General features: G+C 71.2%; 22 protein-coding genes. 10 read left to right on the plus strand and 12 right to left on the minus strand.

Features of this window, described 5'->3' with window-relative positions:
* The first annotated feature begins 107 nt into the window (after positions 1–107).
* A complete protein-coding gene (eccCa, locus tag ACQP2X_RS06205; RefSeq protein WP_498694969.1) occupies positions 108–4,106 on the plus strand; it encodes a type VII secretion protein EccCa in 3,999 nt (1,332 codons plus the stop codon).
* On the opposite strand, the gene ACQP2X_RS06210 is transcribed toward eccCa, so the two are convergent.
* Positions 4,063–5,220: a S8 family serine peptidase gene (locus ACQP2X_RS06210; RefSeq protein ID WP_498694970.1), complete on the minus strand. Its 1,158-nt coding sequence runs from the start codon at positions 5,218–5,220 to the stop codon at positions 4,063–4,065. The two genes, eccCa and ACQP2X_RS06210, sit on opposite strands and share 44 nt — an antisense overlap.
* Positions 5,221–5,371: 151 nt before the next feature.
* Between ACQP2X_RS06210 and ACQP2X_RS06215 the strand changes: the two genes are divergently transcribed.
* Entirely contained in the window at positions 5,372–6,406 is a 1,035-nt protein-coding gene (locus ACQP2X_RS06215; RefSeq protein WP_498694971.1) for a MinD/ParA family ATP-binding protein, read from the plus strand.
* Positions 6,407–6,430: 24 nt separating this feature from the next.
* On the opposite strand, the gene ACQP2X_RS06220 is transcribed toward ACQP2X_RS06215, so the two are convergent.
* Complete coding sequence (locus tag ACQP2X_RS06220; protein ID WP_498694972.1) at positions 6,431–8,203, minus strand: hypothetical protein; 1,773 nt, start codon at positions 8,201–8,203, stop codon at positions 6,431–6,433.
* A gap of 73 nt (positions 8,204–8,276) precedes the next feature.
* Between ACQP2X_RS06220 and ACQP2X_RS06225 the strand changes: the two genes are divergently transcribed.
* Entirely contained in the window at positions 8,277–9,164 is an 888-nt protein-coding gene (locus ACQP2X_RS06225; protein ID WP_498694974.1) for an aldo/keto reductase, read from the plus strand.
* Between the two features lie 45 nt (positions 9,165–9,209).
* On the opposite strand, the gene ACQP2X_RS06230 is transcribed toward ACQP2X_RS06225, so the two are convergent.
* The 5 genes from ACQP2X_RS06230 to ACQP2X_RS06250 all read right to left on the minus strand — a co-directional run bounded on the left by ACQP2X_RS06230 (position 9,210) and on the right by ACQP2X_RS06250 (position 16,209).
* A complete protein-coding gene (locus ACQP2X_RS06230) occupies positions 9,210–9,638 on the minus strand; it encodes an RDD family protein (protein ID WP_498694976.1) in 429 nt (142 codons plus the stop codon).
* A gap of 25 nt (positions 9,639–9,663) precedes the next feature.
* Positions 9,664–10,077, minus strand: a complete 414-nt coding sequence (locus ACQP2X_RS06235) for a DUF2752 domain-containing protein (protein WP_498700824.1) — start codon at positions 10,075–10,077, stop codon at positions 9,664–9,666.
* Between the two features lie 147 nt (positions 10,078–10,224).
* A complete protein-coding gene (locus ACQP2X_RS06240) occupies positions 10,225–13,392 on the minus strand; it encodes a ThuA domain-containing protein (protein ID WP_498694977.1) in 3,168 nt (1,055 codons plus the stop codon).
* Complete coding sequence (locus ACQP2X_RS06245) at positions 13,389–14,474, minus strand: sugar phosphate isomerase/epimerase family protein (protein WP_498694978.1); 1,086 nt, start codon at positions 14,472–14,474, stop codon at positions 13,389–13,391. Before ACQP2X_RS06245 ends, ACQP2X_RS06240 begins: the two co-directional genes overlap by 4 nt.
* Positions 14,475–14,778: 304 nt before the next feature.
* Positions 14,779–16,209, minus strand: coding sequence for an MFS transporter (locus ACQP2X_RS06250; protein WP_498694980.1), 1,431 nt, complete (start codon positions 16,207–16,209; stop codon positions 14,779–14,781).
* Positions 16,210–16,310: 101 nt separating this feature from the next.
* On the opposite strand from ACQP2X_RS06250, the gene ACQP2X_RS06255 reads away from it, so the two are divergent.
* Positions 16,311–16,694: a MarR family winged helix-turn-helix transcriptional regulator gene (locus ACQP2X_RS06255; RefSeq protein ID WP_498694981.1), complete on the plus strand. Its 384-nt coding sequence runs from the start codon at positions 16,311–16,313 to the stop codon at positions 16,692–16,694.
* A 9-nt stretch (positions 16,695–16,703) separates the two neighbouring features.
* On the opposite strand, the gene ACQP2X_RS06260 is transcribed toward ACQP2X_RS06255, so the two are convergent.
* Positions 16,704–17,657 (minus strand): beta-ketoacyl-ACP synthase 3, encoded by a 954-nt coding sequence (locus ACQP2X_RS06260; RefSeq protein ID WP_498694984.1) that lies wholly within the window; start codon positions 17,655–17,657, stop codon positions 16,704–16,706.
* Between the two features lie 82 nt (positions 17,658–17,739).
* On the opposite strand from ACQP2X_RS06260, the gene lpdA reads away from it, so the two are divergent.
* Positions 17,740–19,122 carry a dihydrolipoyl dehydrogenase gene (lpdA, locus tag ACQP2X_RS06265; RefSeq protein WP_498694986.1) on the plus strand — a complete coding sequence of 461 codons (1,383 nt, stop codon included), beginning with the start codon at positions 17,740–17,742 and terminating at the stop codon, positions 19,120–19,122.
* Here lpdA and ACQP2X_RS06270 read toward each other — a convergent pair.
* Together ACQP2X_RS06270 and ACQP2X_RS06275 are read right to left on the minus strand one after the other, a co-directional pair.
* Positions 19,112–20,029, minus strand: a complete 918-nt coding sequence (locus ACQP2X_RS06270; protein ID WP_498694987.1) for an aminoglycoside phosphotransferase/kinase family protein — start codon at positions 20,027–20,029, stop codon at positions 19,112–19,114. The two genes, lpdA and ACQP2X_RS06270, sit on opposite strands and share 11 nt — an antisense overlap.
* A 91-nt stretch (positions 20,030–20,120) precedes the next feature.
* Complete coding sequence (locus tag ACQP2X_RS06275) at positions 20,121–20,522, minus strand: energy-coupling factor ABC transporter permease (RefSeq protein WP_498694989.1); 402 nt, start codon at positions 20,520–20,522, stop codon at positions 20,121–20,123.
* Here ACQP2X_RS06275 and ACQP2X_RS06280 point away from each other — a divergent pair.
* The gene (locus ACQP2X_RS06280; protein ID WP_498701372.1) at positions 20,491–20,784 is read left to right on the plus strand and encodes a hypothetical protein; all 294 of its coding nucleotides are present in this window, start codon (positions 20,491–20,493) and stop codon (positions 20,782–20,784) included. The genes ACQP2X_RS06275 and ACQP2X_RS06280 overlap by 32 nt on opposite strands.
* 2 nt (positions 20,785–20,786) lie before the next feature.
* Here ACQP2X_RS06280 and ACQP2X_RS06285 read toward each other — a convergent pair whose 3' ends face one another.
* Complete coding sequence (locus tag ACQP2X_RS06285) at positions 20,787–21,431, minus strand: O-methyltransferase (RefSeq protein ID WP_498694992.1); 645 nt, start codon at positions 21,429–21,431, stop codon at positions 20,787–20,789.
* Positions 21,432–21,507: 76 nt separating this feature from the next.
* On the opposite strand from ACQP2X_RS06285, the gene ACQP2X_RS06290 reads away from it, so the two are divergent.
* Complete coding sequence (locus ACQP2X_RS06290; RefSeq protein WP_498694995.1) at positions 21,508–22,092, plus strand: TetR/AcrR family transcriptional regulator; 585 nt, start codon at positions 21,508–21,510, stop codon at positions 22,090–22,092.
* Here ACQP2X_RS06290 and ACQP2X_RS06295 read toward each other — a convergent pair.
* A complete protein-coding gene (locus ACQP2X_RS06295; RefSeq protein ID WP_498694996.1) occupies positions 22,081–22,500 on the minus strand; it encodes a MarR family winged helix-turn-helix transcriptional regulator in 420 nt (139 codons plus the stop codon). The two genes, ACQP2X_RS06290 and ACQP2X_RS06295, sit on opposite strands and share 12 nt — an antisense overlap.
* A 90-nt stretch (positions 22,501–22,590) precedes the next feature.
* Between ACQP2X_RS06295 and ACQP2X_RS06300 the strand changes: the two genes are divergently transcribed.
* Genes ACQP2X_RS06300 through ACQP2X_RS06310 form a run of 3 tightly spaced genes read left to right on the plus strand, consistent with a single transcriptional unit; the run spans position 22,591 to position 24,813 of the window.
* Complete coding sequence (locus ACQP2X_RS06300) at positions 22,591–23,481, plus strand: SDR family oxidoreductase (protein WP_498694998.1); 891 nt, start codon at positions 22,591–22,593, stop codon at positions 23,479–23,481.
* Positions 23,474–24,361 (plus strand): amidohydrolase family protein, encoded by an 888-nt coding sequence (locus ACQP2X_RS06305; RefSeq protein ID WP_498695000.1) that lies wholly within the window; start codon positions 23,474–23,476, stop codon positions 24,359–24,361. Before ACQP2X_RS06300 ends, ACQP2X_RS06305 begins: the two co-directional genes overlap by 8 nt.
* Positions 24,358–24,813: a MaoC family dehydratase gene (locus ACQP2X_RS06310; RefSeq protein ID WP_498695002.1), complete on the plus strand. Its 456-nt coding sequence runs from the start codon at positions 24,358–24,360 to the stop codon at positions 24,811–24,813. Before ACQP2X_RS06305 ends, ACQP2X_RS06310 begins: the two co-directional genes overlap by 4 nt.
* Positions 24,814–24,823: the final 10 nt, after the last annotated feature.

The following is a 24,823-nucleotide window of genomic DNA, read 5'->3' on the forward strand; positions in this document are numbered from 1 at the left end:
ACGGCCGGGCCGGTCGCTCAGTTCAACCGATCGCGAAAATTGTGCGCGCGATGACCTTCGCGCCGTCTCCGGCCGTCTGCTCTGCGAGGACCGATCGGAGGCTAGTCATGACCACTGTGCTGTTCCGGCGGCCGGCGCGACGCAACGGCCCGGCCATGCCCAGCGGCGAGCTGCAGCTCCAGGAGCCGCCGGCGCTGCCGGAGATCCAGAACAACGGCCTGCGGCAGGCCATGCTGGTCCTGCCCATGGCGCTGATGTCCGGCGTGATGATGCTCGTCTTCCTGGGCCCGCGCAGCGGCGCGCTCACCTGGCTGATCCTGGGCATGCTGGTGATGGCGATGGGCGGCATGGTGGTCGCCCAGGTGGCCTTCGGCAGCGCCGACCGGCGCAACCGGATCGGCGGCGACCGCCGCGACTACCTGCGCTATCTGGCCCAGAACAGGCGGCGGATCCGGCAGAGCGTGACCCGGCAGCGGGAGGCCGCCGACTGGCAGCATCCCGATCCACGGTCGCTGTGGTCGCTGGTGATGACCACCCGCCGCTGGGAGCGGCGCCCCACCCACCCCGACTTCCTGGAAGTACGGATGGGCACCGGCGAGCAACGGCTCGCGACCCGGATCGTGCCCATGCAGACCAAACCGATCGAGGACCTGGAGCCGCTGGCGGCCAAGTCGCTGCGCCGCTTCATCCGCGCCTACACGACCCTGGCCGACCAGCCGGTGGCGCTGTTCCTGCGCGGCTTCGCCCAGATCCGGGTCAGCGGCCCCGACCGCGAGGAGAACCGTGCCTTCCTGCGCGCGGTGCTGACGCAGCTGGCCGCGTTCCACGCGCCGGAGGAGGTACGCCTCGCGTTCTGCGTCGACGAGGCCGGCGCCCGGGAGTGGCAGTGGGCCAAGTGGCTGCCGCACGCCCAGCATCCGTCCGATCAGGACGGCGCGGGCGCGGCCCGGCTCGCGGCCGACAGCATCGAGGCGGTCGAGGCCCTGCTGGGCGAGGCGTTCCTGGCCCGGCCGCGGTTCGAGGCGAACGCGACGCCGAGCCGCGACGAGCCGTACGTGGTGATCGTCCGGGACGGCGGCCGGATGGGCAACGGCAACCGGATGGCGACCGCCGGATGCCGCAACGCGGTGCTCATCGACCTCGACGACCCCAGCCCCTCGACGACCAAGGGCGTTCTCAGCCTGTACGTCGAGGGGACCGACCTGACCATGCTGCGCCGCGACCGCGTCGGCGGTGAGGTCCGCACCCGGATGGCCGCTCCCGACCGGCTCGGGCGGCCGAGCGCCCGTGCGGTGGCGCGGCTGCTGTCGCCGTACCGCCTCGGCGTGGTGACCGAGACGACCGAGGACAGTCTCAAGACCAATTTCGATCTGGGTACGCTCCTCGGCATCCCCGACCTCAGCATGCTCGACCTGGCTGGGCTCTGGGCGCCGCGCTCGCCGAACGACCGGCTGCGGGTGCCGATCGGGGTCGACGCCGAGGGCGCCCCGGTCGAGCTCGACATCAAGGAGTCCGCCCTCGGCGGCATGGGCCCGCACGGCATGCTGATCGGCGCCACCGGCTCGGGCAAGAGTGAGCTGCTGCGCACGCTGGTCCTCGGCCTGGCCGCCACCCACCCGTCGGACACGCTCAACTTCGTGCTCGTCGACTTCAAGGGCGGCGCCACGTTCCTCGGGCTCGACCGGCTGCCGCACACGTCGGCCGTCATCACCAACCTGGCCGACGAGGCGGCGCTGGTCGGCCGCATGCAGGACGCGCTGCACGGCGAGATGGTGCGGCGGCAGGAGCTGCTGCGGGCGGCGGGCGGTTACAGCTCGGCGCTGGAGTACGAGCGGGCCCGGGCCCAGGGCGCGCCGCTCGATCCGCTGCCCACGCTGTTCGTGGTGGTCGACGAGTTCAGCGAGCTGCTGGCCGCGCACCGCGACTTCATCGAGCTGTTCGTCATGATCGGCCGGCTCGGCCGCTCGCTCGCCGTACACCTGCTGCTGGCCAGCCAGCGCGTCGACGACGGCCGCATCGGCCAGCTCGAATCGCACCTGTCCTACCGGATCGGCCTGCGCACGTTCTCGGCCATGGAGTCCCGCTCGGTCATCGGCGTCCCCGACGCCTACGAGCTTCCGCCCGCCCCCGGCAACGGCTACCTCCGGACCGACGTCTCCACCCTCATCAGGTTCAAGGCGGCGTACGTCTCCGGGGCGTACCGCCCGCGGAACGAGCGGGCCCCGCGGGAGATCGTCCAGCAACAGGTCGTCCCGTACACCTTGGAAGCCGTGGCGGCACGGACCCTTCCGGCCGTGCCCGAGGCGGACGAGCCTCAGGTCGAGGCGGCCGACCCGTCCGGGCACGACAGCGTGCTGTCGCTGGTCGTGGGCCAGCTCAGCGAGCGCGGCGCGCCGGCCCACCAGGTGTGGCTGCCGCCGCTGGGCGCCGCGCCCACCCTCGACCAGCTGCTGCCCACCCTGGCCCCCGACCCCGAGCTGGGCCTGTGCGCCCCGGAGTGGGCGGGCAGCGGCGCGCTGATCGCGCCCATCGGCTTCATCGACAAGCCCTTCGAGCAGGTACGCGATCTGCTGCTGGTCGAGCTGGCCGGCGTCGGCGGGCACGTCGGGATCGCGGGCGGCCCGCGCAGCGGCAAGAGCACCCTGATCCGCACGCTGATCTGCGCCCTCGCCCTGACCCACAGCCCGCGCGAGGTGCAGTTCTACTGTCTCGACTTCGGCGGTGGCGCGCTCAGCTCGATCGCCGGGCTGCCGCATGTCGGCAGCGTCGCCGGCCGGCTCGACGCCGACCGGGTCACCCGGACGGTGGCCGAGGTGACGGCGCTGATCACCGAGCGGGAGCGCCGCTTCGCCGAGCTGGGCGTCGACAGCATGGCCACGTACCGGCGGATGCGCGCCGACGGGCGGGTGGCCGGCGATCCGTACGGCGACGTCTTCCTGGTCGTGGACGGCTGGTTCACGCTGCGTTCGGAGTTCGAGTCGCTCGACCCGTCGATCCGCAAGATCGCCGCGCAGGGCCTGAACTACGGCATCCACCTGATGCTCACCACCGCCCGGTGGTCCGAGGTGTTCCACGGCATGCGCGACCAGATCGGCACCCGGCTCGAGCTGCGCCTGGGCGACCCGGTCGACTCCGCCGTCGACCTGCGGATGGCGGCCGCCGTCCCGCAGATCCCGGGCCGCGGCCTGACCGACGGCAAACTGCACTTCCTGGCCGCGTTGCCGCGCATCGACGGCGATCCCGATCCGGCGGGGCTGTCCGACGGCGTACGCGGGCTGGTCTCGATGTCCGATGAATTCTGGGATTTCGAGCCGGCCCCGCCGGTGCGGACCCTGCCCGCGGTGCTGCCGGCCGACGCCCTGCCCGAGCCCGACGGCGACGTGCGCGTCCCGCTCGGCCTCGACGAGGAACGGATGCAGCCGGTCTGGCACGACTTCAACGACCTGCCGCACCTGACCGTGCTCGGCGACGACGAGAGTGGCAAGACGAACGTGCTGCGGCACCTGGCCCAGTCGGTGGTCCAGCGGTATTCGCCGGAGCAGGCTCGCGTGATGTTCGTCGACTACCGGCGGCAGTTGTTCGACGCCGTGCCCGAGGAGTACCGGCTGGGCTACTCCGTCTCGGCCGACTCGACCGCGGCCACCGTGGCCGACGCCGTGGCCGGACTCAAGGGCCGTATGCCGGGCCCGGACATCACGCCGGAACAGCTGCGCCGCCGCGACTGGTGGACCGGGCCGCAGCTGTTCGTGCTGGTCGACGACTACGACCTGCTGGCCGGGCACGAGTCGCCGCTGCTGCCGTTGCTGCCCTATCTGGCCCAGGGTGCGGACATCGGCTTCCACCTGGTCGTCACCCGGGGCGCGGCCAACGTGCTGCGGATGTCGATGGACCCGGTGATCCGGCGCATGCAGGAGAGCAATACCCCCGACCTGGCGCTGTCGTGCCCGCCCAACGAGGGCCCGCTGCTGGGCAACACGCGGCCGCGGCAGCTTCCGCCGGGCCGGGCGCTGCTGTGCACCCGGCGCGGCGGCAAGCTCATCCAGACCGCGTACCGGCCGGTGGTCACGGACGCCAGCGCCGCCGGCGACCTCGCCGGATCGCGGTGACGATCAGGGCGGAGGCGGCCGCGGCGAGCACCGCGCCGGCCGCCACCGCCCCGGCCACGGCCTTCTCCGGCGGCACGGGCGCCGGCCGGGGCACGACGATCCGGGGTGCGACCAGGCCCGGCGCGTCGCCCGGGCCCACGGTCTCGTCGGCCACCGCCGCGTAGGCGTCCAGGGAACCCGCCCCGGCCGCCGTGGCCATAAGCCGCTGCCGCACCTGCGTCTGCTTCAGCTCCGGCCGGTAGGCGCGGACGAGGGCGGCGGCCGCGGCGACGTAGGCGGCCGCTACGGCCGGCCCGCCGACCAGGTAGTTACCGGTGCCGGACGGGCCGACGCTGTAGGCCCGGTCGCCGGGCGCCAGCAGATCGAGCCCCGAGCCGGGGGAGGGCGTCTCGGTGGCCGTGCCGGACTCGGCGATGCCGCCGACCGCTAGCACGTCCGGATCGCTGGCCGGATACCAGGCCTGTGGAGCGCGGGCGTCCTTCGGTGTCTCGTCGGAGACCGCGGCCACCACCACGATGTCCTTGGCCACGGCGGCCCGCACGGCTTGCCGGAGCGCCTGGTCCGGCGCCGGCGAGCCCACGCCGACCAGGATCACGTCGGCGCCGGCGGCGGTGGCGGCGGCCATGCCCTTGGCCATGGCCCCGGGCGGGATGCGGCCCTTGCCGTCCACGATCCGGACGGGCACCACCGTCGTCTCCGGCGCGACGCCGGCGAAGAGGCTGCCGGCAACCGGGCGCGCGGCGATCAGGGCGGCCAGGGCGGTGCCGCGGCCGTAGCAGTCGCTGTCGCCACGGCCGCCCCGCACCACGTCGGCGCCCCGGGCGACCGCGCCGCCGAGGCCCCCGCCGGCCGGGCTCACTCCCGTGTCGAGCACGGCCACGACCGTCCCGCGGCCCTTGGTCAGCGGCCACACGTCGGCCGGGCCGACCCGCCGGAAGGCCCACGACGTGCCGGCCGCCACGGTCGGCGACGGCCCGACACAGCCGTCGCTCACCTTGGGCAGGGCCGGTGGTTCGTCGGCCCGTGCGGCCAGGGCCGGCCCGGGTATGACGGCGGCCAGGGTGGACATCAGGGCGGTCGCCGCCCGAGCCGAGCGCGACCATCGTCGTGCCATCGGTGCCTTCCGTTCGTGCCGATACGCCGGTCGATCCCCGCAACGCAGACGTGCGGGGCGGGTTCAAAGTTCACCCCGTCTGCCGTAGAGTCCTGCTCGACACGCATCTGCCGGCGATCCCCACCGCCCGACCAGATGAGGAGTGTCACCCATGGATGTCAAGGACGCCCCGGCCGAGAAGAGCGCCTCCGTCTTCGAGGCCGCCCCGCCCGAGCTCCCGGCCTGGGAAGCGCCCAGCGCCGCCGAGCCCGCCGCCACCCCGATCGCCCCGGTCGCCGACAACCCGGCCGAGCGTCCCGCGCAGTGGGGCTGGCGGGGCCGGGCCAACCGGGTCACCGGCGGCCTGCTGAGCCTCGCGGCCAAGGACGACGAGCTGACCCACCGGGCCGCCCGCAAGCGGTTGCTGCGCTCATTCAGCCGCACGATGACGGTTGTCGTGGCCAACCCGAAGGGCGGGGCCGCGAAGACACCGACCTCCCTGCTGGCGGCGGCCACGCTCGGCTTCTACCGGGGCGGCTACACGCTCGCGTGGGACAACAACGAGACCCGCGGCACCCTGGGCCGGCGCGCCGAGGAGGGCACCCACCAGCAGACGGTCATCAACCTGCTGCACGACATCGAGGACTTCCTGTCCACCTCGGCCAGTGTCGGCAAGCTCTCCGGCTATCTGCGCCCGCAGAGCGCCCGCTTCGACGTGCTCGCCTCGGACGACGAGCCGGGCAGCATGGTGATCGTCGACGACGCCGCGTTCGGCAAGTTGTGGACCGCGCTGAGCCGCTACTACCGCCTCCTCGTGATCGACACGGGGAACAACGTGCGTGCCCCGAACTGGCGGGCCGCGACGGCCCTGGCCGACTGCCTGGTGGTGCCGACGACGGTCCAGCAGGACGTGGCCGAGAGCGGCCTGTGGATGCTCGACCACCTGTCCCGGAGCGGCTACGCCGAGCTGGCGGCGAACGCGGTGGCGGTGGTCTCCTGCGCCGACCCGAAAACCGACCCGAAGCTGCTGGACGAGATCGTCGAACGCTACCGGGCCGTGGTGCGGGACGTCGTGGTCATTCCGTACGACCCGTACGTGCGCTCGGGCGGCCGCATCGAATATCAGAACCTGGCCGAGGAGACCCGCCGTTCCTGGCTCCTGGCCTGCACCTCGATCATCGACTCCCTGGGCATCAGCGACCAGTAGCCCGGCCCACGCGCCGCCCGTTCGTCAGCCGGCCGCCCGCCCGCGGGCGGCCGCCAGGCGCCGCAGTGCCTCGCGGACGGCGTCGTCGGAGCGCCCGTCGTCCGCGGCCACCTCGCGCAGCAGAACCTGGGCCGGCCCGTCCACCCCGAGCACCCGGAACAGGGTGCCCGGCCCGAACTCCACGGTGGCGTCCGCCCGCGTCCGCCCACTGACCGACCACACCATCACCCCGGCATCACCCGGCGCCACATGCGCGGCGACCGCCGCCGAGGGGCCGGGAGTGGCCAGCACCTGCCCAGCCACCCACGCGCGCGGCGGAAGCCACCGGGCCATGACCGGCACACCCCGCGACTCTTCGCCGCCCGACGGACCGGCCACGGCCCCTTCCTGGTCGGTGGCTGCCTCGTCGACCGCGACCAGACGCACGGCCCCGGTCATGACGACCGGCCCCGGCACGGTCGCCACGGCCAGCGGTCCCGCCGCCGGTCCCGGCAGTTCGTTCCCCGTTCCGGGCAGCGAGCCCTGCTGACCCTGCGGCAGTTCGCCTCGCTCGGTTTCCGGCGGCGTGGCGCGGTCGATCGGCGAGGGGGTGTCGTGGTCGGAGCTCCGCGACGGGCCGCGCCCGGTCTCCGGCAAGGGTGCCAGTTCGCCGTCGCCGACCGCGACGAGCAACGGCCCGTACGCGTCCGTGAGCTCCCGCCACACCGCCGACCCCGTGTCCGCCGGCGGCACGGTGACCACCAGCCGCATGCCCGGCAGCAACCCCGCCACCGCCGCCACCCGGCCCGCCAGCTCCTCCGGCCGGGCCGTCACCTCGGATCCGAGCACCAGCAACGGCAGCGCGTCGGCCGGCACCCGCCGGGCCGCCCCGTCGTTCACCTCGGCGGCGCCCCGCAGCCAGAGTCCCGCCCGGACCACCTCGACCGCGACCCCGTCCAGCTCGACCCCCGGCGGCCGGGCGGCCACGACCGTGGCCGACACCCCCGCCCGATAGCGGAACCTCTCCCCGAACGGCCGCCACCCACGATGTCCGGCCCGGTCCACAGTGGTGAGCACCGCGCCGGCGTCCGGCACCCCGTTGAGCACCTCGACCGTCGCCCCGTCGCGGGTCGCCAACCTCTCGGCCACCTTGTGCAGGCGGGCGCTGTCCGGGCCGTACGGCACAAGCAGCAGCCGCCGGCGGACGGCCCGGGCCAGAGTCTCCAGCGCTTCGAAGGCCCGCGCGTCGTCGATCGGGCCGCCCGGCGAACCGATCACCACCGTCGGCTGATCGGCGTCGACCGGCACCGCCAGCAACGCCGGTGGCACCTTCTCCTCGTCGTCGTAGTGCAGCCACAGCCCGGCCGGGATCGCGGTGAAGGCCGGATGGTCGCCCAGCGACTCCTCCCAGGCCGGCGCCGGATGACGCGCACCCTGCCGCACCGGCGTCTGGCCCGGCCGGAACAGCTCCCATCCGCCGCCCGCGGCGAAGATCCGCCCGTCCGGCAGCAGCGTCACCGTGCCGCGCGGCGCCACCACCTCGAGCCGCAGCCGCGCCGCCAGCACCCCCGCCATCCCGGCATGCCCGGCCCGGCTCAGCACGAGCCGGATCGACCTGCACCCCACCGGCAGCCGCTCGGCCAGCACGCCGGCCAGCGCTTCGGCGCCGAGCGCCGGCGCCGAGGCCACGATGACCGTGTGCCGCCCCTCCTCCCTCGGCAGCGCGGCGATCACCGCCTCGGGCGGCCCATCGGCCCCTCGAAGGACGACTGTCGTCCCGGGATGTCCGACAACACGAACGGCAGGACCATTTGGCACGTACGCATCCTGCCACCCGAGGGGTTCCAGCGTTACCTCCCTCATGGCCGCGGTCCGGCCTACCGTCGAAGGCATGGTTCAGGAACTCGTACTCAACAACGGTGTGACGATGCCGGCGCTCGGCCTCGGTGTCTTCCAGAGCGCCCCCGAGGAGACCGCCACCGCGGTCGAGACGGCGCTGAAGGTCGGATATCGCCACATCGACACCGCCGCCGCCTATCGCAACGAGCGCCAGGTCGGTGAGGGGATCCGCCGCTCCGGCGTCCCGCGCGACGAGGTCTTCATCGAGACGAAGATCTGGGTCAGCGACTACGGGTACGACGAGACGCTGCACGCTTTCGGCAAAGCCACCCGCAAGCTCGGCGTCGACCAGCTCGACCTGCTGATCCTGCACCAGCCCGCTACCGACCGTTTCGAGCGCACGATCGCCGCCTACAAGGCTCTGGAGAAACTGCTTTCCGACGGCGCCGTACGGGCCATCGGCGTCAGCAACTTCATGCGCCACCACCTGGACGACCTGCTGGCCGCCACCGACATCGTCCCGGCGGTGAACCAGATCGAGCTGCACCCGTACTTCTCCCAGCCCGACGTGCGCAAGGCCGACGCCGAAAACGGCATCCTCACCCAGGCCTGGTCCCCGATCGGCGGCATCACGTTCTACCCCGGCTGGGGCGAGGAACGCCGCAACGTCCTGCAGGACCCGGCAATCGGCGCCGTCGCCACCACCGTCGGCCGGACCCCGGCCCAGGTGATGCTGCGCTGGCAGCTCCAGCACGGCCATTCGGCCATCCCCAAGTCGACGAACCCCGGCCGCATCGCCGAGAACTTCGACATCTTCGACTTCACGTTGAGCGCCGAGCAGATGGCGAGCATCGACGCGCTGGACACCGGCGTCCGCAACGGGCCCGATCCTGACGTGCCGCGCCCGCAGATGTTCGACATGGTCATTCCGGAGGAGTGACCGGGTGTTCCCGGGCCGGCCGGAGCCCGGCCCGGGAACGGCGGGTCAGCGGATGACGACGGTCTTGACGATCTTGTCGGCCAGGGTCTGCCGCTTGGCGTCCCAGAGCGGGAACAGGAAGCCGATGTAGCAGATGATGGCGTCGATGAAGTGGGCCAGGTCGCGGGCGAAGGCCAGGCCGGCGCCGATCGGCTGACCGGTCTGCTCGCCGACCAGGCGCAGGCCGAGGGCCTTCTTGCCCCAGCTCTGCCCGGTCTTGCCGCCCTGGAACCACCGGTTGTAGGCGGTCACGGCCAGGCCGAGCAGCGCGAAGACGTAGTAGAGCGCGTTGATCTTGCCGTCGCTCATGCCGAGCAGGGCGCCCAGGATCGAGAACGGCGCGACGCACAGGCCGTCGATGAGATAGGCGCCGACGCGCTGGATCCAGCTCGCGTAGGTGGTGGTCGGCGCGGCGTACTGCTGCTGATAGGTCATTCCCGGGGTTCCTTAAAGGTGTAGCTCAGACGATGTCGAGCCGGTGGAGTTGGAACAGCCAGCTCGCGAGGGCGAGCAGGCCGATGACCCACCCCGTCCGGCGGCGCCGGGACGGCGGCCACGGCCGGGGTGGTCGCAGGAGACCCGTCGCGCGGAGGACGACGAGGGGAACGGCGGCGGCGGTCAACGCGGCCAGGCCGAAGATGGCGGGATTGGCCGTCCACGCGCCGTGCGGGTCGCCGCGGACGAGGGCGACGGCGGCGGTGGTCAGGCCGCAGGCCGGGCAGGGCACGCCGGTGAGGCTCCGCAGCGGGCAGGGAAGCCCGGCGCCGGTGCGGGCGGTGAAGGCCGGCCAGGCGACGGCGGCAGCCGCTGTCACGACTCCGAGGCCACCCAGGCGCTCGGGGACGGACAGCTCGCGGGGCGGCCGTCGAAACATCACGCGCCGGAGCATAGGTGCTGCTGGATGACGAGATGACCCCGTACGGGTGTCCAGTTGGCGTATGACTATGTGATGATCGTCACTATGGAGCCGGGAAGTGGACGGGCAGGGACCGGTTCGGCGGACGGTCCCTGCCCGCCACGTCTATGAGGCGGCGAACTCGACCCAGTTCAGGTTGAACAGGTTGGTCGCGGGGCCGCCCGTTATGGACTTGGTGACGAAGTACAGCTCCTGCTGGCCGCCGGCCCCGCTGAGCGGGAACGTCTGGCTCGACCAGTAGGCGTTACCGGCCGTGGCGTTCACCGGCAGGGTCGCCAGCAGCTCGCCGGTGGGGGAGCCGCTGCGGACCTCCACCGCCGCCCTCGGCTGGCCGGCCGTGGCCGCCGAGCCGCCGGCCGTTCGCAGCGTCACCGAGGTGACGCCGGTCAGGTCGATCGGGCGGAACGCGATGTAGTCGTTGTTGTCCAGCGCCGTCACATGCTCGCTGCCGTCGGTGTCGTTCGTGGCGGCGATCGCCACCGCGCTCTTCACCTGGGCGTTCTCGGCCTGCTGGCGCCACGTCTGCACCGTCGCCTGTCCCGTTGCCGAGAGGCCGCCCGCGTCCGTGTACGACGCGCTCACCCCCAGGAACAGATAGCCGCCGGCATGGTCGGCGCCGTCGGCCGGGCTGGGGAGAGAACCCGTACAGCCGGTCGTCGAATTGATGCCGTGCCCGTGCTCGTCGTGGCCGATGACCAGGTTCACCGAAACCTTGGAACAGTCGACCGCGCCGTCCTCCGGGTCCGTCACCCGCACCTCGAACGGGACCGTGTCGCCCCAGTTGAAGAACGAGCCGTTGGCGGGTGTCACCACCTCGACCAGCGGTGCCGTGTTGCCCACCGTGATGCTCCGGGTGGCCACCGCCGTACGGCCTGTGCTATCCGTGACCGTCAGGCGCGCGTTGTAGGTGCCGTTCGCCTGATACGTGTAGGAAGCCTCGGCGGAGGTGGAGTCGACGACCCCGTCCCCGTTGAAGTCCCAGGCCAGGGTGATCGTGTCACCCGGGTCCGGGTCGGCGGTGCCGGCGCTGGAGAACTGCACCGTCAGCGGCGACTGGCCGGACACCGGGGTGGCCGTGATCCGGGCGACCGGCGAGCGGCCGTCCTTCACGTAGCGCACCGTCGACAACTGCGCCTCCGGGTTGGCCCGGAAGAACCCGTTGCCGTATTCGAGGACGTACAACTGCCCGTCCGGACCGAATTCGATGTCCATCGGATTCGCCCAGGTGAAGTTCGTCAGCATGGGCTCGATGGCCAGCAGCCTGTCCCTGCCGTCGGTGCGCAGGGCGAACAGTTTGTTGCGGGTGAATTCGCCGAAGACCACGGTGTCGTCGTAGTACTCGGGGAATTTCATCTCGTTGCCGAGCCGGCGGTTGTACGAATACTGCGGGCCGCCCATCGGCCCCACCCCGCCGGTGCCCAGCGCCGGCCAGTCGTTGCCGCACGCCACCGGCGGATCCTGCAGGTACGCCGACGGGCACGGGGTGACCGCGTTGAAGGTGTAGGCGAGCGTGGGCTGACGAACCGGCGGCAGGTTGCGCAGGCCGGTGTTGCGCGGCGATTCGTTCACCGGCGTCTTGCAGTTGAAGGCCGCCCCCGACGTCCGCGTGACGAAGTCGAAGTCGATGTACGGCAGTTCCGGCGAATAGCAGTAGGGCCAGCCGTAATTGCCGGCCTTGTTGGTCGCGATCCACCGGCCGGTACCCTCCGGCCCGCGCGTCGCGTTCGGCACCCGGGAATCGGGGGAGTAGTCGCCGACGTACACATAACCGCTCTTGCTCACATCGAAGCGGAACGGATTGCGCACGCCCATCAGGAAGATCTCGGGCCGGGTCTTGGCTTTGCCCGGCGGGAAGAGGTTTCCGGACGGGATGCCGTACGACCCGTCGCCGCGGACCTTGATGCGCAGCACCTTGCCGCGCAGGTCGTTGGTGTTGGCCGACGAGCGCTGGGCGTCGTAGGCCGGTCCCTGCGTGGGCGACTCGTTGATCGGCGTGAAGCCGTCCGAGCCGCCGGCGTTGGTGTCGTCGCCGGTGACCAGGTAGAGCAGGCCCTTGCCGTCGAACTTGACCTCGCCGCCGACGTGGCAGCAGTTGCCCCGGTCGACCGGCACCCGCATGATCTGCTGCTCGGTGCTCAGGTCGAGGTGCGGTGACGGCGTCTCGACCAGCTTGACCCGGGAGAGCTGGTTGTATCCCTTGAACTTGTCCCAGACGGCCGGGTCGGCGCTGGTGACCGGCGCGTCACCCTCGTTGACCGTGGGCGTGGCCGGATTGTCGACCGGCGTGTCCAGCTTCGGCGCGTAGTAGATGTAGACCCAGCGGTTCTTGGCGAAGTCCGCGTCGACGGCGACCGACTGGAGGCCGTCCTCGTCGTGGACGTAGACCGGGATCTCGGCGATGACCGGGCTCAGTCCGGACGCCGGGTCGTAGAGGCGCACCTCGCCGCCGCGGGTGTTGTGCAACACCCGCCCGTCGGGCAGAACCGCGAGAGTCATCGGTTCGCCCGGCTCGTCGTTGAGGGTGACCTTCTCGTAGTTGGTTCGCACGGTGGCGCCGCAGTCGCCGGCCGCCTGGCCCGACGCCCACTGGATGCCACCGAGCAGATGCTTCTGGAAGGAGCTTTGGGTGTACGTCTGCGCCGAGTGCCCGAGCCCGGTGTACCAGGACCGTCCACCCTGGAAGTCCTTGCACCAGGAGAGAGGCTTGTCGGTGCTCGCCAGCACGTGCGACACGCCGGTCACGTCCTTGTCGAACGTGTACCACTGTTCTGAATAGCTCGCCGTGCGCGGGATGGAGGCCGTCGACGGGTGGACGCGGTCGGCCACGGTCACCGTCTTCGCGCTCACCGGAGCCGCGCTGGTGGCGGCGGCGCCGAGCAGGTCCTGATAGAAGGTCCAGGTCGGCTCGGTCTCGGCGGCGGCGTGCACGCCGACGAAACCCTTACCGCTTTTGATGTACGTCTCGAAGGCGCTCTTCTGGCTCTCGTTCAGCACCTCACCGGTGGTGTTGAGGAAGACCACCGCTTCGTACTTCGCCAGGCCGGCGGCCGTGAAGACCGCCGAGTCGGCGCTGGCCGTCACGCTGAAGCGATGCTGCCGGCCGAGATCGCGGATCGTGCGGACGCCCTTGTCGATGGAGTCTCGGCGTACGCCGGCGGTCTCGGTGAAGACTAGGACGTCGGGCTGCCGATGCGACGGATGGGCGTAGGCCACCGTGGCCGGGCTGATCGTGATGACCGCGGCCGAGACGGCGGCCAGCCATCGGCGCCTCATCGGCGGTAGATGGTCAGCTCGGACATGTTGCGGTAGCTCACCTCGGCGAAGTTCAGCGACTGGCCGGGGTTCGCCGTGCCGCCCGGGGCGGTGTCCTGCTCCCAGTTGGCGTGGTGGTAGTCCTGCTTGCCGATCTCCTCGAAGAACTGCTGGAAGTTGATGTCACCGTCGCCCAGCGGCGTCATGACGTACCCGTTGGCCTGTGTGGGTTGCTTGTCGCCGTCCTTGGCGTGGAACAGCGGGAACCGATCGGTGCGGGGCACCACGGTGAGGATCGGGTCGAACAGGTCGCTCTTGCTGCGTCCCCAGGCGTCGGTGTACGTGTGGTGCTTGAACCGGGCCACGTACGCCCAGTAGATGTCCATCTCGAAGAAGACGTACCGCGGGTCGGCCTTCGTGAAGAAGTACTCGAGCTTGCGGGTGCCGGTCGAGCGGGTGGGCTTGCCGTTGGCGTCGAGCGGGCCGGCGTCGAGCAGGAAGCCGTACGCGGCGTCGTGGTTGTGGGTGTAGAGCTTGAGACCGCGCTTGCGAGCGGTCCGGCCGAGCTCGTTCCACAGGTCGGCGGCGGCGTCCCAGTCGGCGCGATAGGCGCTGTTCGTCGGGTCGGAGCCGGTGCCGATGTGCTTCATGCCCAGGGTCTGCGCGATGTCGAGCTGCTGCTCGAAGGTCGCGGCGTTGATCTGGGTGTGCGTTCCGCTGGCGACCAGGCCGTTGTCGTCCAGGATCTTCCGGATCTCGGCCGGGGTGATCTGCCGGCCCAGGATCGAAGTGTGCTGGTTGTAGCCGGCGAACTCGATCTCCTTGTATCCGATCTCGGCGAGCCGGGCCAGGACCCGCTCGAAGCCGTACGGAACGCCGGAGTCGTCGGGCGCGGCCGAGATCCGGTCGCGGACGCTGTACAGGATGATGCCCCGGTTGCGGGACGGGACGAGCGGCTCGGCGCGAAGCTTGCCGTGGCTGATGGCGGGGGTGCCGGTCGAGAGGATCGGGAGTCCGGCGGCGCCCAGCGCCGCGGCGGCGCCGGCGGAGGCGGTGAGGAGACGGCGGCGGGTGAGGGCCTTCTTGGCTTGCGGCTCGGTCATGACTTCTCCACGGGGGCACGACAGCACGAATACCAGGTGCGAAGAAAGAGGAGAGCCGGCGTTGCCGAAGCACCGGCGGAGGCGTGAGTCAGGGGTGTTACGCCTTGATGACAGACGGTATCCCGCGTCCCGTACGAAAGATAGTCCAACTTAGAACTAACTTTTGTTTCCAGAGACAAAAGTTGGACGTAATACGGCGGGCCCGGCATGTCGTGCACTTTGGAGCGTGTCAGCGTCGTCCTCCGGCGCGCGGGCCTGGCGCCGGGCGAGCCGCCGCTCGTCGCCAGGGCCCGCGCGGTGAAGGTCAGGCTCGCGTGGCGGGCCGGCGCCTCGTCACCAGCGGGATCAGGTTGAGCAGCAGACCGGCCACGGCGACACCGGTGACGAGGTTGATGCCCGGGTGGAACTCGGTCAGGTCGTCGCCGCCGGCGCCCCCGGCCACCAGGGCGGTGACCACGGCCAGAATCAGGGCCGTGCCGACCTGGCCCGACGACTGGACCAGGCCGGAGGCGAGGCCCTGCTCGGAGTCGGCGATGCCGTCGGTGGCCTGCGCCATGATGGCGCTGAAGCCGAAGCCGAAGCCGCCGCCGAGCAGCAACATCGCCGGCAGCACGGTGACCAGGTAGTGGGGCTGTGTGCCGGCGGTCGCGAGGAACCAGACGTAGCCGAGGCTGAGCGACACCATCGCGGCGACGATCAGCGGCCCGGTGCCGTAGCGGTCGATGAGCCGGCCGACGAAGGGCGATCCGAACGCCACGACCAGACCGGCCGGCAGCAGCGCGAGCGCCATGCGCAGCGGCGACCAGTGCCGCACGTCCTGCAGGTAGAGGGTCATCATGAACTGGAAGCTGACGTACGACCCCATCAGCGCGGCCATGCTGGCGTTGGCCCGGACGACCGAGCCGGCGCGCAGGATGCCGAGGCGCACCAGCGGGTGCCGCACCCGGTTCTCGATGACCACGAAGCCGGCGAGCAGCACCAGCGCGAGCACGAGCGAGCCGATGGTCATCGGGTCGAGCCAGCCGCGGCTGGGCGCCGACACGACCGTGTAGACGGCCAGGAGCATCCCGGCAATCAAGGTTGCCGCGCCGGCCAGGTCGTGGCCGCCGTCGGCGGCCGGCCGGTCCCGCTTGATCAGCGCGAAGCCGGCGATCAGCGCGGCCAGGGCCAGGGGTACGGGCACCAGGAAGTTCCACCGCCAGCCGAGGCTGGTCAGCACGCCGCCGAGGATCAGGCCGGACGAGTATCCGCTGGCGCCGAAGACCGTGAAGATCGACAGCGCCCGGTTGCGGGCCGGCCCCTCCGGGAAGGTCGTGGTGAGGATCGACATCGCGGTGGGGGCGGTGAAGGCGGCCGCCAGTCCCTTGACGAAGCGGGTGGCGATGAGCAGGCCGCCGTCGTCGACCAGCCCGCCGACCAGCGACGCGACCGTGAAGACGCCGAGCGCGATCAGGAAGACACGGCGGCGGCCGAGCAGGTCGGCGGTCCGGCCGCCGAGCAACAGCAGTCCGCCGTAGCCCAGCACGTAGCCGTTGACGATCCACTGCAACGAGGTGGTGGAGAGGCCCAGTTCGGTGCCGATGGACGGCAGGGCCACGCCGACCATGGAGACGTCGAGGCCGTCGAGGAAGAGAACGGCGCAGAGCACCGCCAGCACACCCCAGAGCCGCGGCGTCCAGCGCAGATCTGTCTTCGGTGGCGCGACGGGGGTGGCGACGGAGTTAGTGATGGTCACGGGCCGACGTTATATGCACGCGCATAGAATGTCGACGCATTAGATGTGGACGCATAAAATGTGAGTGCATGTTTCGGCCCGGCGCGAGTAGGATGCCGGGCATGGAGGCCGAGTCCGCTCTGATCACCCGCTGGCAGTCGCTGCTGTCCAGCTACAACGCGGTCGCCGCCCACCTGGAGCGCGCCCTGCAGGAGGCTCACGGCCTCACGCTGAGCGACTTCGAGACCCTTGACCGTCTCGTCAACCGGGACTGTGACAAGCGACGCATGCAGGAGCTGGCCGCGGCCATGTACCTGAGCCAGAGCGCGCTTTCCCGCACCGTGGCCCGCCTGGAGAAGCAGGGGCTAGTGGTCCGCTCGCATTGCGTCGACGACCGGCGGGGCATCTTCGTGGAGCTGACCGAGGCCGGCCGCCTTCGTCACGCCGAGGCGCGGACCACTCACCTGGGGGTTCTGGCCGAACGCCTGGTGCCGGCCGAGGCGTAGGTCCTCGGGTCAGGGCAACGTGACGACCTGGGCCGCGTAGGAGAGGCCGGCGCCGAAGCCGACGAGCAGGGCGGGACCCGTCACGTCGGGCAGCGCGGCCATGGCCTGCGGAATGGAGGCGGCGCCGGTGTTGCCGTTCGTGGTGATGTCGGTGGCCACCCGGACGTGTGGGCCCAGTTCCAACGCCTTGGCGGCGGCCGCCGTGATGCGCAGGTTGGCCTGGTGGGGGATGAAGGCCGCCAGGTCGTCCGCGGAGATGCCCGCCGCGTCCAGGGCCCGCCGGGCCAGGCCGGGGATGACGGAGGTGGCCCAGCGGAAGACCTCGGGTCCGGCCATCCGCAGGATGCCCGTCTCGTCGTACCTCAGCACCTCGCTCCTGGCGCCGTCGGCGCCCCACACCACCGGGCCGACGCCGCACGTCTGTGACGGGCCGACGACCACCGCTCCCGCGCCGTCGCCGAAGAGGAACGCCGTGCCCCGGTCGCGCTCGTCGACGATGTCGGTCATGCGCTCGGCGCCGACCAGGACCACGTAGCCGGCCGAGCCGTTGCGGACCAGCGCGTCGGCGGTCGCCAGGGCGTGCGGAAATCCGGCGCAGGCCGCTCCCAGGTCCATCCCGGCGGCGTCGGTGGCGCCCAGCGCGGCGGCCACCAAGGGCGCCACGGTGGTCGCCCGGCCCCGGTGGGACATCGTCGCCACCAGCACCGCCGAGACCTCACCGGGGTCGACGCCCGCGCCGGCCAGGGCCTTGGAGGCGGCCGCCGCGGCCATCGTGACCAGGTCCTCGTCGGGTGCGGCGCGCCGGCGCGACTCGATGCCGCAGCGGCGGCGGATCCACTCGTCGCTCGAGTCGATCAGGGCGGCGATCGGCTCGTTGCCCACCTCGGTCCGCGGGCGGTACGTGGCGACGCTCAGGATGCGCGACCCGGGGTGACCGGCGCGGCACTGCAAGACAGGGGCCATGGCCAGATACAAGCATGCTCGTCTGAGTGCCCTCGGTTTCCTTCATTCCTCGCCGGTAACCAAGCATCTATAGGCTTGCCGGGTGAGTCATTTTGATGTTCTTGTCCTCGGTGCCGGGCCCGGGGGATATGTCGCCGCCATCCGCGCCGCTCAGCTCGGCAAGACGGTCGCTGTGGTCGAGCACAAGTACTGGGGCGGTGTCTGCCTCAACGTGGGCTGCATCCCGTCCAAGGCGCTGCTGCGCAACGCCGAGATCGCGCACATCATCACGCACGAGAAGAAGACGTTCGGTATCGAGGGGGACGCCACCATGTCCTTCGCGCCGACACACCAGCGCAGCCGCAAGGTGGCCGAGGCCAGCGCCAAGGGCGTCCACTTCCTGATGAAGAAGAACGCGATCACCGAGATCAACGGCTGGGGCACGCTGACCGGGCCGAAGTCGATCGACGTGGACGGCGAGCAGCACACGTTCGACACCCTGATCGTCGCCACCGGCGCCACCGTGCGGATGCTTCCCGGCATGGCGACCAGCCAGAACGTCGTCACCTACGAGGAGCAGATCCTCGACGAGAAGCTGCCCGGCTCGATCATCATCGGCGGCTCGGGCGCGATCGGCGTCGAGTTCGCCTACGTGATGGCCAACTTCGGCGTCGACGTGACGATCGTCGAGTTCCTCGACCGGATGGTGCCCACCGAGGACGCCGACGTGTCCAAGGAGCTGTTCAAGCACTATCGCAAGCTCGGCGTGAAGGTGCTGCTGAGCACCAAGGTGGAGAAGGTCGAAGACACAGGTTCGGGCGTACGGGTGACGGTGAGCCCGGCCGGCGGCGGCGAGTCGAAGGTGCTCGAGGCCGACCGGATGCTGGCCGCGTTCGGCTTCGCCCCGCGCACCGAGGGCTACGGGCTGGAGGCGGCCGGGGTCAAGCTCACCGACCGCGGCGCGATCGAGGTCGACGCCCGCGGCCGCACGAACGTGGAGGGCGTCTACGCCATCGGCGACGTGACCGGCAAGCTGATGCTCGCGCACACCGCCGAGGCGATGGGCGTGGTGGCGGCCGAGACGATCGCCGGCGCCGAGACCCAGGAGATCAATTTCGACATGATCCCGCGGGCCACGTTCTGCCAGCCGCAGATCGCCTCGTTCGGCTACTCCGAGGAGCAGGCCCGGGCCAAGGGCTACGACGTGAAGGTGGCCCAGTTCCCGTTCTCGGCCAACGGCAAGGCCCGTGGCATGGCCGAGACCGCCGGCTTCGTCAAGATCGTGGCCGACGCCGAGCACAACGAGATCGTCGGCGCCCACCTGATCGGCCCCGAGGTCACCGAGCTGTTGCCGGCCCTCACCCTGGCCCAGATGTGGGACCTGACGGCGGACGAGGTGGCCCGCAACGTCTTCGCCCACCCGACCCTGTCCGAGGCGGTCAAGGAGGCGATCGAGGGCATCGCCGGTCACATGATCAACCTCTAGCGAAGCGCAGACGTACGGCTGCCTGGGCCCGCAGCGCGTCGCCGCCCGCCGCGGCGCCATCGCACAGTGCCATCTCACGGGCGTTGTAAGCAGCCATCCACAAGCCGGCCGCCCACGCGACCTCCAGCTCCTCCGCCGTGAACGAGCGCCCTCGAACGTCCTGGTAGGCCACCAGGAACGCCGCGGAGCTCTCGATCGGCGCCAGCGTGGGCGGCCCGGCACTGGCGAACGACCCGCTCGCCGCTCCCACCAGCGCCGCCTCCGGCTGCCAGGCCAGGCTGTCCCAGTCGTGCACCGCCCACACCCGCCGGCCCCGCCATCGCAGGTTCTGCGCCTCGAAGTCGGCGTGGCCGAGCACGCACGGCAGCCGCGCGGCCAGCAGCCGGCGCCGCGCACGCTCGGCCGTCGCGGGAATGTGCCCGGGCACGAGAGTCTGGTCGCGGCTGTCGAGCGGGTCGATGGCCGGCCACAACCCGGGATCGCCGTGGTCCCAGCGCACCCAGGGCGGGTTCGGCAGCGGAGGCGCGACGGTCACCCCGGCGAGTTCGGCCATCACCCGGGCGTACGCCTGCGCGCAGCGCACGGCGATGTCCGGCGAGTCACCGTGCAGAACCTCGCCGCCGGGCCGGAATTCCTCGGCGTGCACGGCCAGCTCACCGACGTCGACCACCGACGTGAGCGGCCGGGCACAGGGAAAGCCCCGCTCGGCCAGCCGCCCCTGGGCCGCGACACACGACGAGGCGCGGCCCTCGTCGGCCCGCGCCTTGACCACGACCTCCCGGCCGTCGGCCAGCCGCAGCCCGAACACCACCGAGACCTGCCGTGACTGGAACAACACGCCGGCGGGTTCGCGGCCCAGGTGCTCGAGACACCAGGCCGGCAACCAGTCCGGCATCACTGTGGGCATCAGACCATCGAATCCTCGTCGGGGCCGGAGGCCTTGCCCGACCGGCCGCCTTCGGTGGCCATGGTGTCAGATTATGGCTCCCGGTGCTCGATCAGGCGGAGTCCGTGGCGACGGCCGGGCCAGCCGTCACTCCCGTCTCCGCACCGGCCGGCTTGCGGAAACGCCGTAGCGCGTACACCAGGTCCGGGCGCACCCGGGCGACCGTGGCGACGGTGGTGGCCGCGATGACGCCCTCACCGATGCCGATCAGCACGTGGACGCCGGCCATGGTGCCCGAGATCCAGGGCAGGGGCAGCTCGGTGGTGCCGCCCAGGGCGTCGGCCCGGGCCTGGTGGACGCAGACGGCCAGCGCGGCCACCGGGAATACCACGAAAATCGCCGAAACGGGACCGCTGATGATCCCGTTGGCGCCCTCCCCAGGCCTTTTAGTTGTGTAGTTCGGCGCACAGCGCGCAGCGGATGTGTCGCCGCGCCCCGGCGGCACCATCGCCATGGTCGACAGCACCTGGTTCCCCGACGGCCTCGACAAGTCCTCCGAAACCTTCACCGGCTTCTACGACGAGTCCGTACAGGCCGCCCTTCCCCTGGCCGCGTCCCGCACGATCGACGACACGGCCGCGGTGCTCACCCGAGCCGGCCTCCACGAGGTCACGGTCACTCCGCTCACGTCGATCTACGAGCTCGACCAGCAGTACGGCGTCGCCGAGAACCACGAGCTGCAGATGCAGTTCCTCATCACCGCCCTGACCCCTTAGTTTCAGCGGCCTGTCCAGCAGCTGAGCTCCATGCCGTCCTCGACCGGAAAGTCGACGCTGACGTAGCCGTTGCCCGGGTCGCGGACGTAGGCCACGTAGTCGCTCATCGAGTCGAACGTGGAGTCGTCGCCGACGACCAGGGCGCCCGGGGCGAGCCGGTCCTCGAGCAGGCGCAGAACGGGCAGGCACATGTCCTTCCAGCCGTCGAGCAGGGCCAGGCCGATCGGGCCGCCGACCGTGCCGAGGGTGGTCAGCGCGTCGCCCTCGAGCACGGTCACGAGGTCGCCGAACCCGGCCGCCTCGATGGTGGCGCGGGCCGCCTTGACCTTGGTCGCGCTGAGCTCGGTCGTGGTGATGTGCCCGATCCCGTTGTCCCGTACGGCGGCGGCGAGATAGAGCGTCGAGATCCCGTACGAGGTGCCGAACTCGACCACCGTCCGCGGCCGGGCCGCGCGGACCAGGGCGTAGAGCAGGTCGCCGCCGCGAGCCGAGATCGGCATGTAGACGTCTTCGAGCAGGTCGGAGCGTTCCTGGGGAGAGATCGAGGGCGCGGGCCGGCCCGGCGAGCGCTCATCGTCGTGCTCGGCCTCGGCGAACAGGCGGGCGATCAGGTCGCGGACCGCGGGGTCGTGCAGTGTCGTCGTCATGGCAGCTAGGCTAGACGCAACGTTTAGTCTAGGGAAGATGTTTCTGAGGAGGACTGCTCACCACTAGGATCGGCCGATGTACCACGGCAACCGGCATGGGCGGAGCGAGGCGGCCCGCGAGGCCGTGCTCCAGGCGGCGGACGACCTCGTGGCCGAGATCGGCTACGGCAAGGTCACCATCGAGGGCATCGCCGCCCGGGCCGGCGTCGCCAAGCAGACGATCTACCGGTGGTGGCGCTCCAAGACCGACATTTTGGTCGACGCGTTCGTCGCCGACAGCGCTCAGGAGCTCACGCTGCCTGACACCGGTGCCTTGCGCACCGACCTGCGCGCCCACCTCGGTGAATTGGTCCGCTTCCTCGAGGAGTCCGACTCGGGAGCGGTGTTCCGGGCCCTGACCGGTGAGGCCCAGCACGATCCGGGGCTGGCCACCCGGCTGCGCGCGGAAGTCCTGCCCCGGCTGCGCGCCCGCGACCGGGTGCCGTTCGACCGGGCGGCGGCCCGGGGCGAGCTGCCCGCCGGTGCCGACGTCGACCTTCTGGTCGACCAGGTGGTCGGCCCGATCCATTTCCGGGTGCTGGTCACGGGCGAGCCGGTGACGCCCGCACTGCTGGACGCGCTGGTCGCCCACGCCGGCCCGCGGTTCTCTTCAGGACAGTGACTGCCAGGAGGAGAGCAGGGACTCGCGCAGCCCGGCCTTCTGCCCCGGGTCGAGCTTGGCGGTCATGCGCTCCTCCAGGTCCCGTACGGGGCCGGCGAAACGTTCGAGCACCTCACGACCGGCGTCCGTGAGGTGGATGAGCAGTTCCCGGCGGTTGATGTTGTTGCGTTCCCGGCGGATGAGGCCTCGGCTCTCCAGGGCCCGGACCATGTCGGCCATCGTCTGGGCGGTGACAAACGAGTCGCGCGCGAGCTGGGCCGCCGACAGCCCGTCGTGACGTTCCAGCACGGTCAGCGCCGTGTACTGCAGGGCCGTGATGCCGCCGTCGCGGACGATCTCGTCGAGCCGGGCGCGCACGGCCAGCTCGAGCTGCTTGACGAGGTAGAGCAGCGAGGGGCGGGAGGTCATGCGATCACCGTATCTCATTGACAGGAAACCTGATCGTCGTGAACACTGACACGACCAACAGGAATCCTGTCAATCGCGGAGGTGGAGGACGTGGATCTCACCGGCAAGGTCGCCATCGTCACCGGCAGCGGCCGGGGTTTGGGCCTCGGCTATGCCCGTGCGCTGGCCGGGGCGGGCGCCGCCGTCGTCGTCAACGACGTGGATCAGGGCGTGGTCGACGCCGCCGTCGCCGCGATAACGCGAGCGGGCGGCCGGGCGGCCGGCGTCTGCGCCCCCGTCGGCAGCGCGGCGACCGCCGACGCCCTGGTGGAGACCGCGGTGCGGGAGTTCGGCCGGCTCGACGTGCTCGTGACCAACGCCGGCATCCTGCGCGACAAGGTGCTGTGGAAGATGACCGACGAGGATTTCGACGCCGTCGTCGACGTGCACCTGCGAGGCACCTTCACCTGCGCTCGGGCGGCGGCAGTTCACCTGCGTTCCCAGGGTACGGGTGGACGACTCATCCTCATCTCGTCGCCGGCCGGGCAGCGCGGCAACTTCGGGCAGACCAACTACGCCGCGGCCAAGGCCGGCATCGCCGCGATGGCCCGCACCTGGGCCCTGGAGCTGGCCCGGGCCGGGATCACGGTCAACGCCGTCGTGCCGGTCGCGGCGACCGAGATGACAAAGACCATCCCGGCCTTCGCCCCCGTCCTGGAGAAGGGCGAGCCCTATCCCGCCTGGCTGCGCCGCGACGAGGGCCTCGGCTCGGTCGACGATGTCACCGGCCTGATCACCTACTTGGCCTCGGACGAAGCGAAGGACGTCACCGGTCAGGCCATCGGCATCGGCGGCGACCGGCTCGCGCTGTGGGCGCACCCGCGGGAGAAGACGGTCGCGTTCGCCGACGGTGGCTGGAGCGCGGAGGCGATCGCCGCTCACGACTTCGGCGACCTGGAGACGTACGGCATCCCCGCCCCTGAGGCCCCTGGCAATGATTGACGTCGACGCTCTGGACGCCATCGACGTCCACACCCACGCCGAGGTGAGCCGGGACGGCCACCGGTCGCTGAGCGGCGAGCTGCTGGCCGCCTCCGAGGCGTACTTCAAGGCGCACGGGCACCGCCAGCCGACGATCGACGAGATGGCGGCGTACTACCGGGACCGCCGGATGGCCGCGGTGGTCTTCACCGTCGACGCCGAACATCTGACCGGGCATCCGCGCATCCCCAACGAGGAGGTCGCGGAATCGTGTGCGGCCCACTCCGACGTGCTCATCCCGTTCGCCTCGATCGACCCGCACCGCGGCCGGGCCGGCGTCGCCGAAGCGCGCCGGCTCGTCACCGCGTACGGCGTCCGCGGTTTCAAGTTCCACCCGAGCCTGCAAGGCTTCGATCCGTCCGACCGGCTCGCCTATCCGCTGTACGACGCGATCCAGGAGCTCGGCGCCGTGGCCCTGTTCCACACCGGGCAGACCGGCATCGGGGCCGGCGTCCGTGGCGGAGGCGGCATCCGCCTGAAGTACTCCAACCCGATGCTCGTCGACGACGTCGCGGTCGACTTCCCCGACCTGCGCATCATCCTGGCCCATCCGTCCTTCCCCTGGCAGGACGAAGCTCTCGCGGTGGCCACGCACAAAGAACACGTCCACATCGATCTGTCCGGCTGGGCGCCCAAGTACTTCCCGCCGCAACTCATCCGGTACGCCAACACGCTGCTGCAGGACAAGGTGCTCTTCGGCTCCGACTACCCGGTCCTCACCCCCGACCGCTGGTTGGCCGACTTCGACGCCCTCGACATCAAACCGGCCGTACGCCCGAAGATCCTCAAGGACAACGCGGCCAGGCTGCTCGGACTCACCGATCCCAAGGAGACCCCGTGATCACCGCTACCGGGCTGGACGGGCTCAAGGCGCTGGCCGGCCGCGATCTCGGGCACAGCGACTGGCTCGAGATCACCCAGGACCGTGTCGGCACCTTCGCCGACGCGACCGGTGACCACCAGTGGATCCACGTCGACGCCGAGCGCGCCAAGGACGGACCGTTCGGCGGCACCATCGCCCACGGCTACCTCACGCTGTCGCTGGTCATCCCGCTGTTCGGCGAGCTCCTGGACATCCAGGGCATGACGATGAGCGTGAACTACGGCCTGGACAAGGTGCGCTTCCCGGCGCCCGTCCGTGTCGGGGCCAAGGTCCGCCTGGCGGCCACCGTCGCCGAAGTCGTGGAGGTGCCGGGCAACGGGGTCCAGATGGCCCTCGACTTCACCGTCGAGGTCGACGGCTCGGCCAAGCCCGCCTGCGTCGCCCGCCCGGTCTACCGCCACTACGCGTGAGCAGGCGGAG

Origin of the sequence: Actinoplanes sp. CA-131856 (assembly GCF_050956135.1) — a bacterium.
In the GTDB taxonomy this organism is placed as follows: domain Bacteria; phylum Actinomycetota; class Actinomycetes; order Mycobacteriales; family Micromonosporaceae; genus Actinoplanes.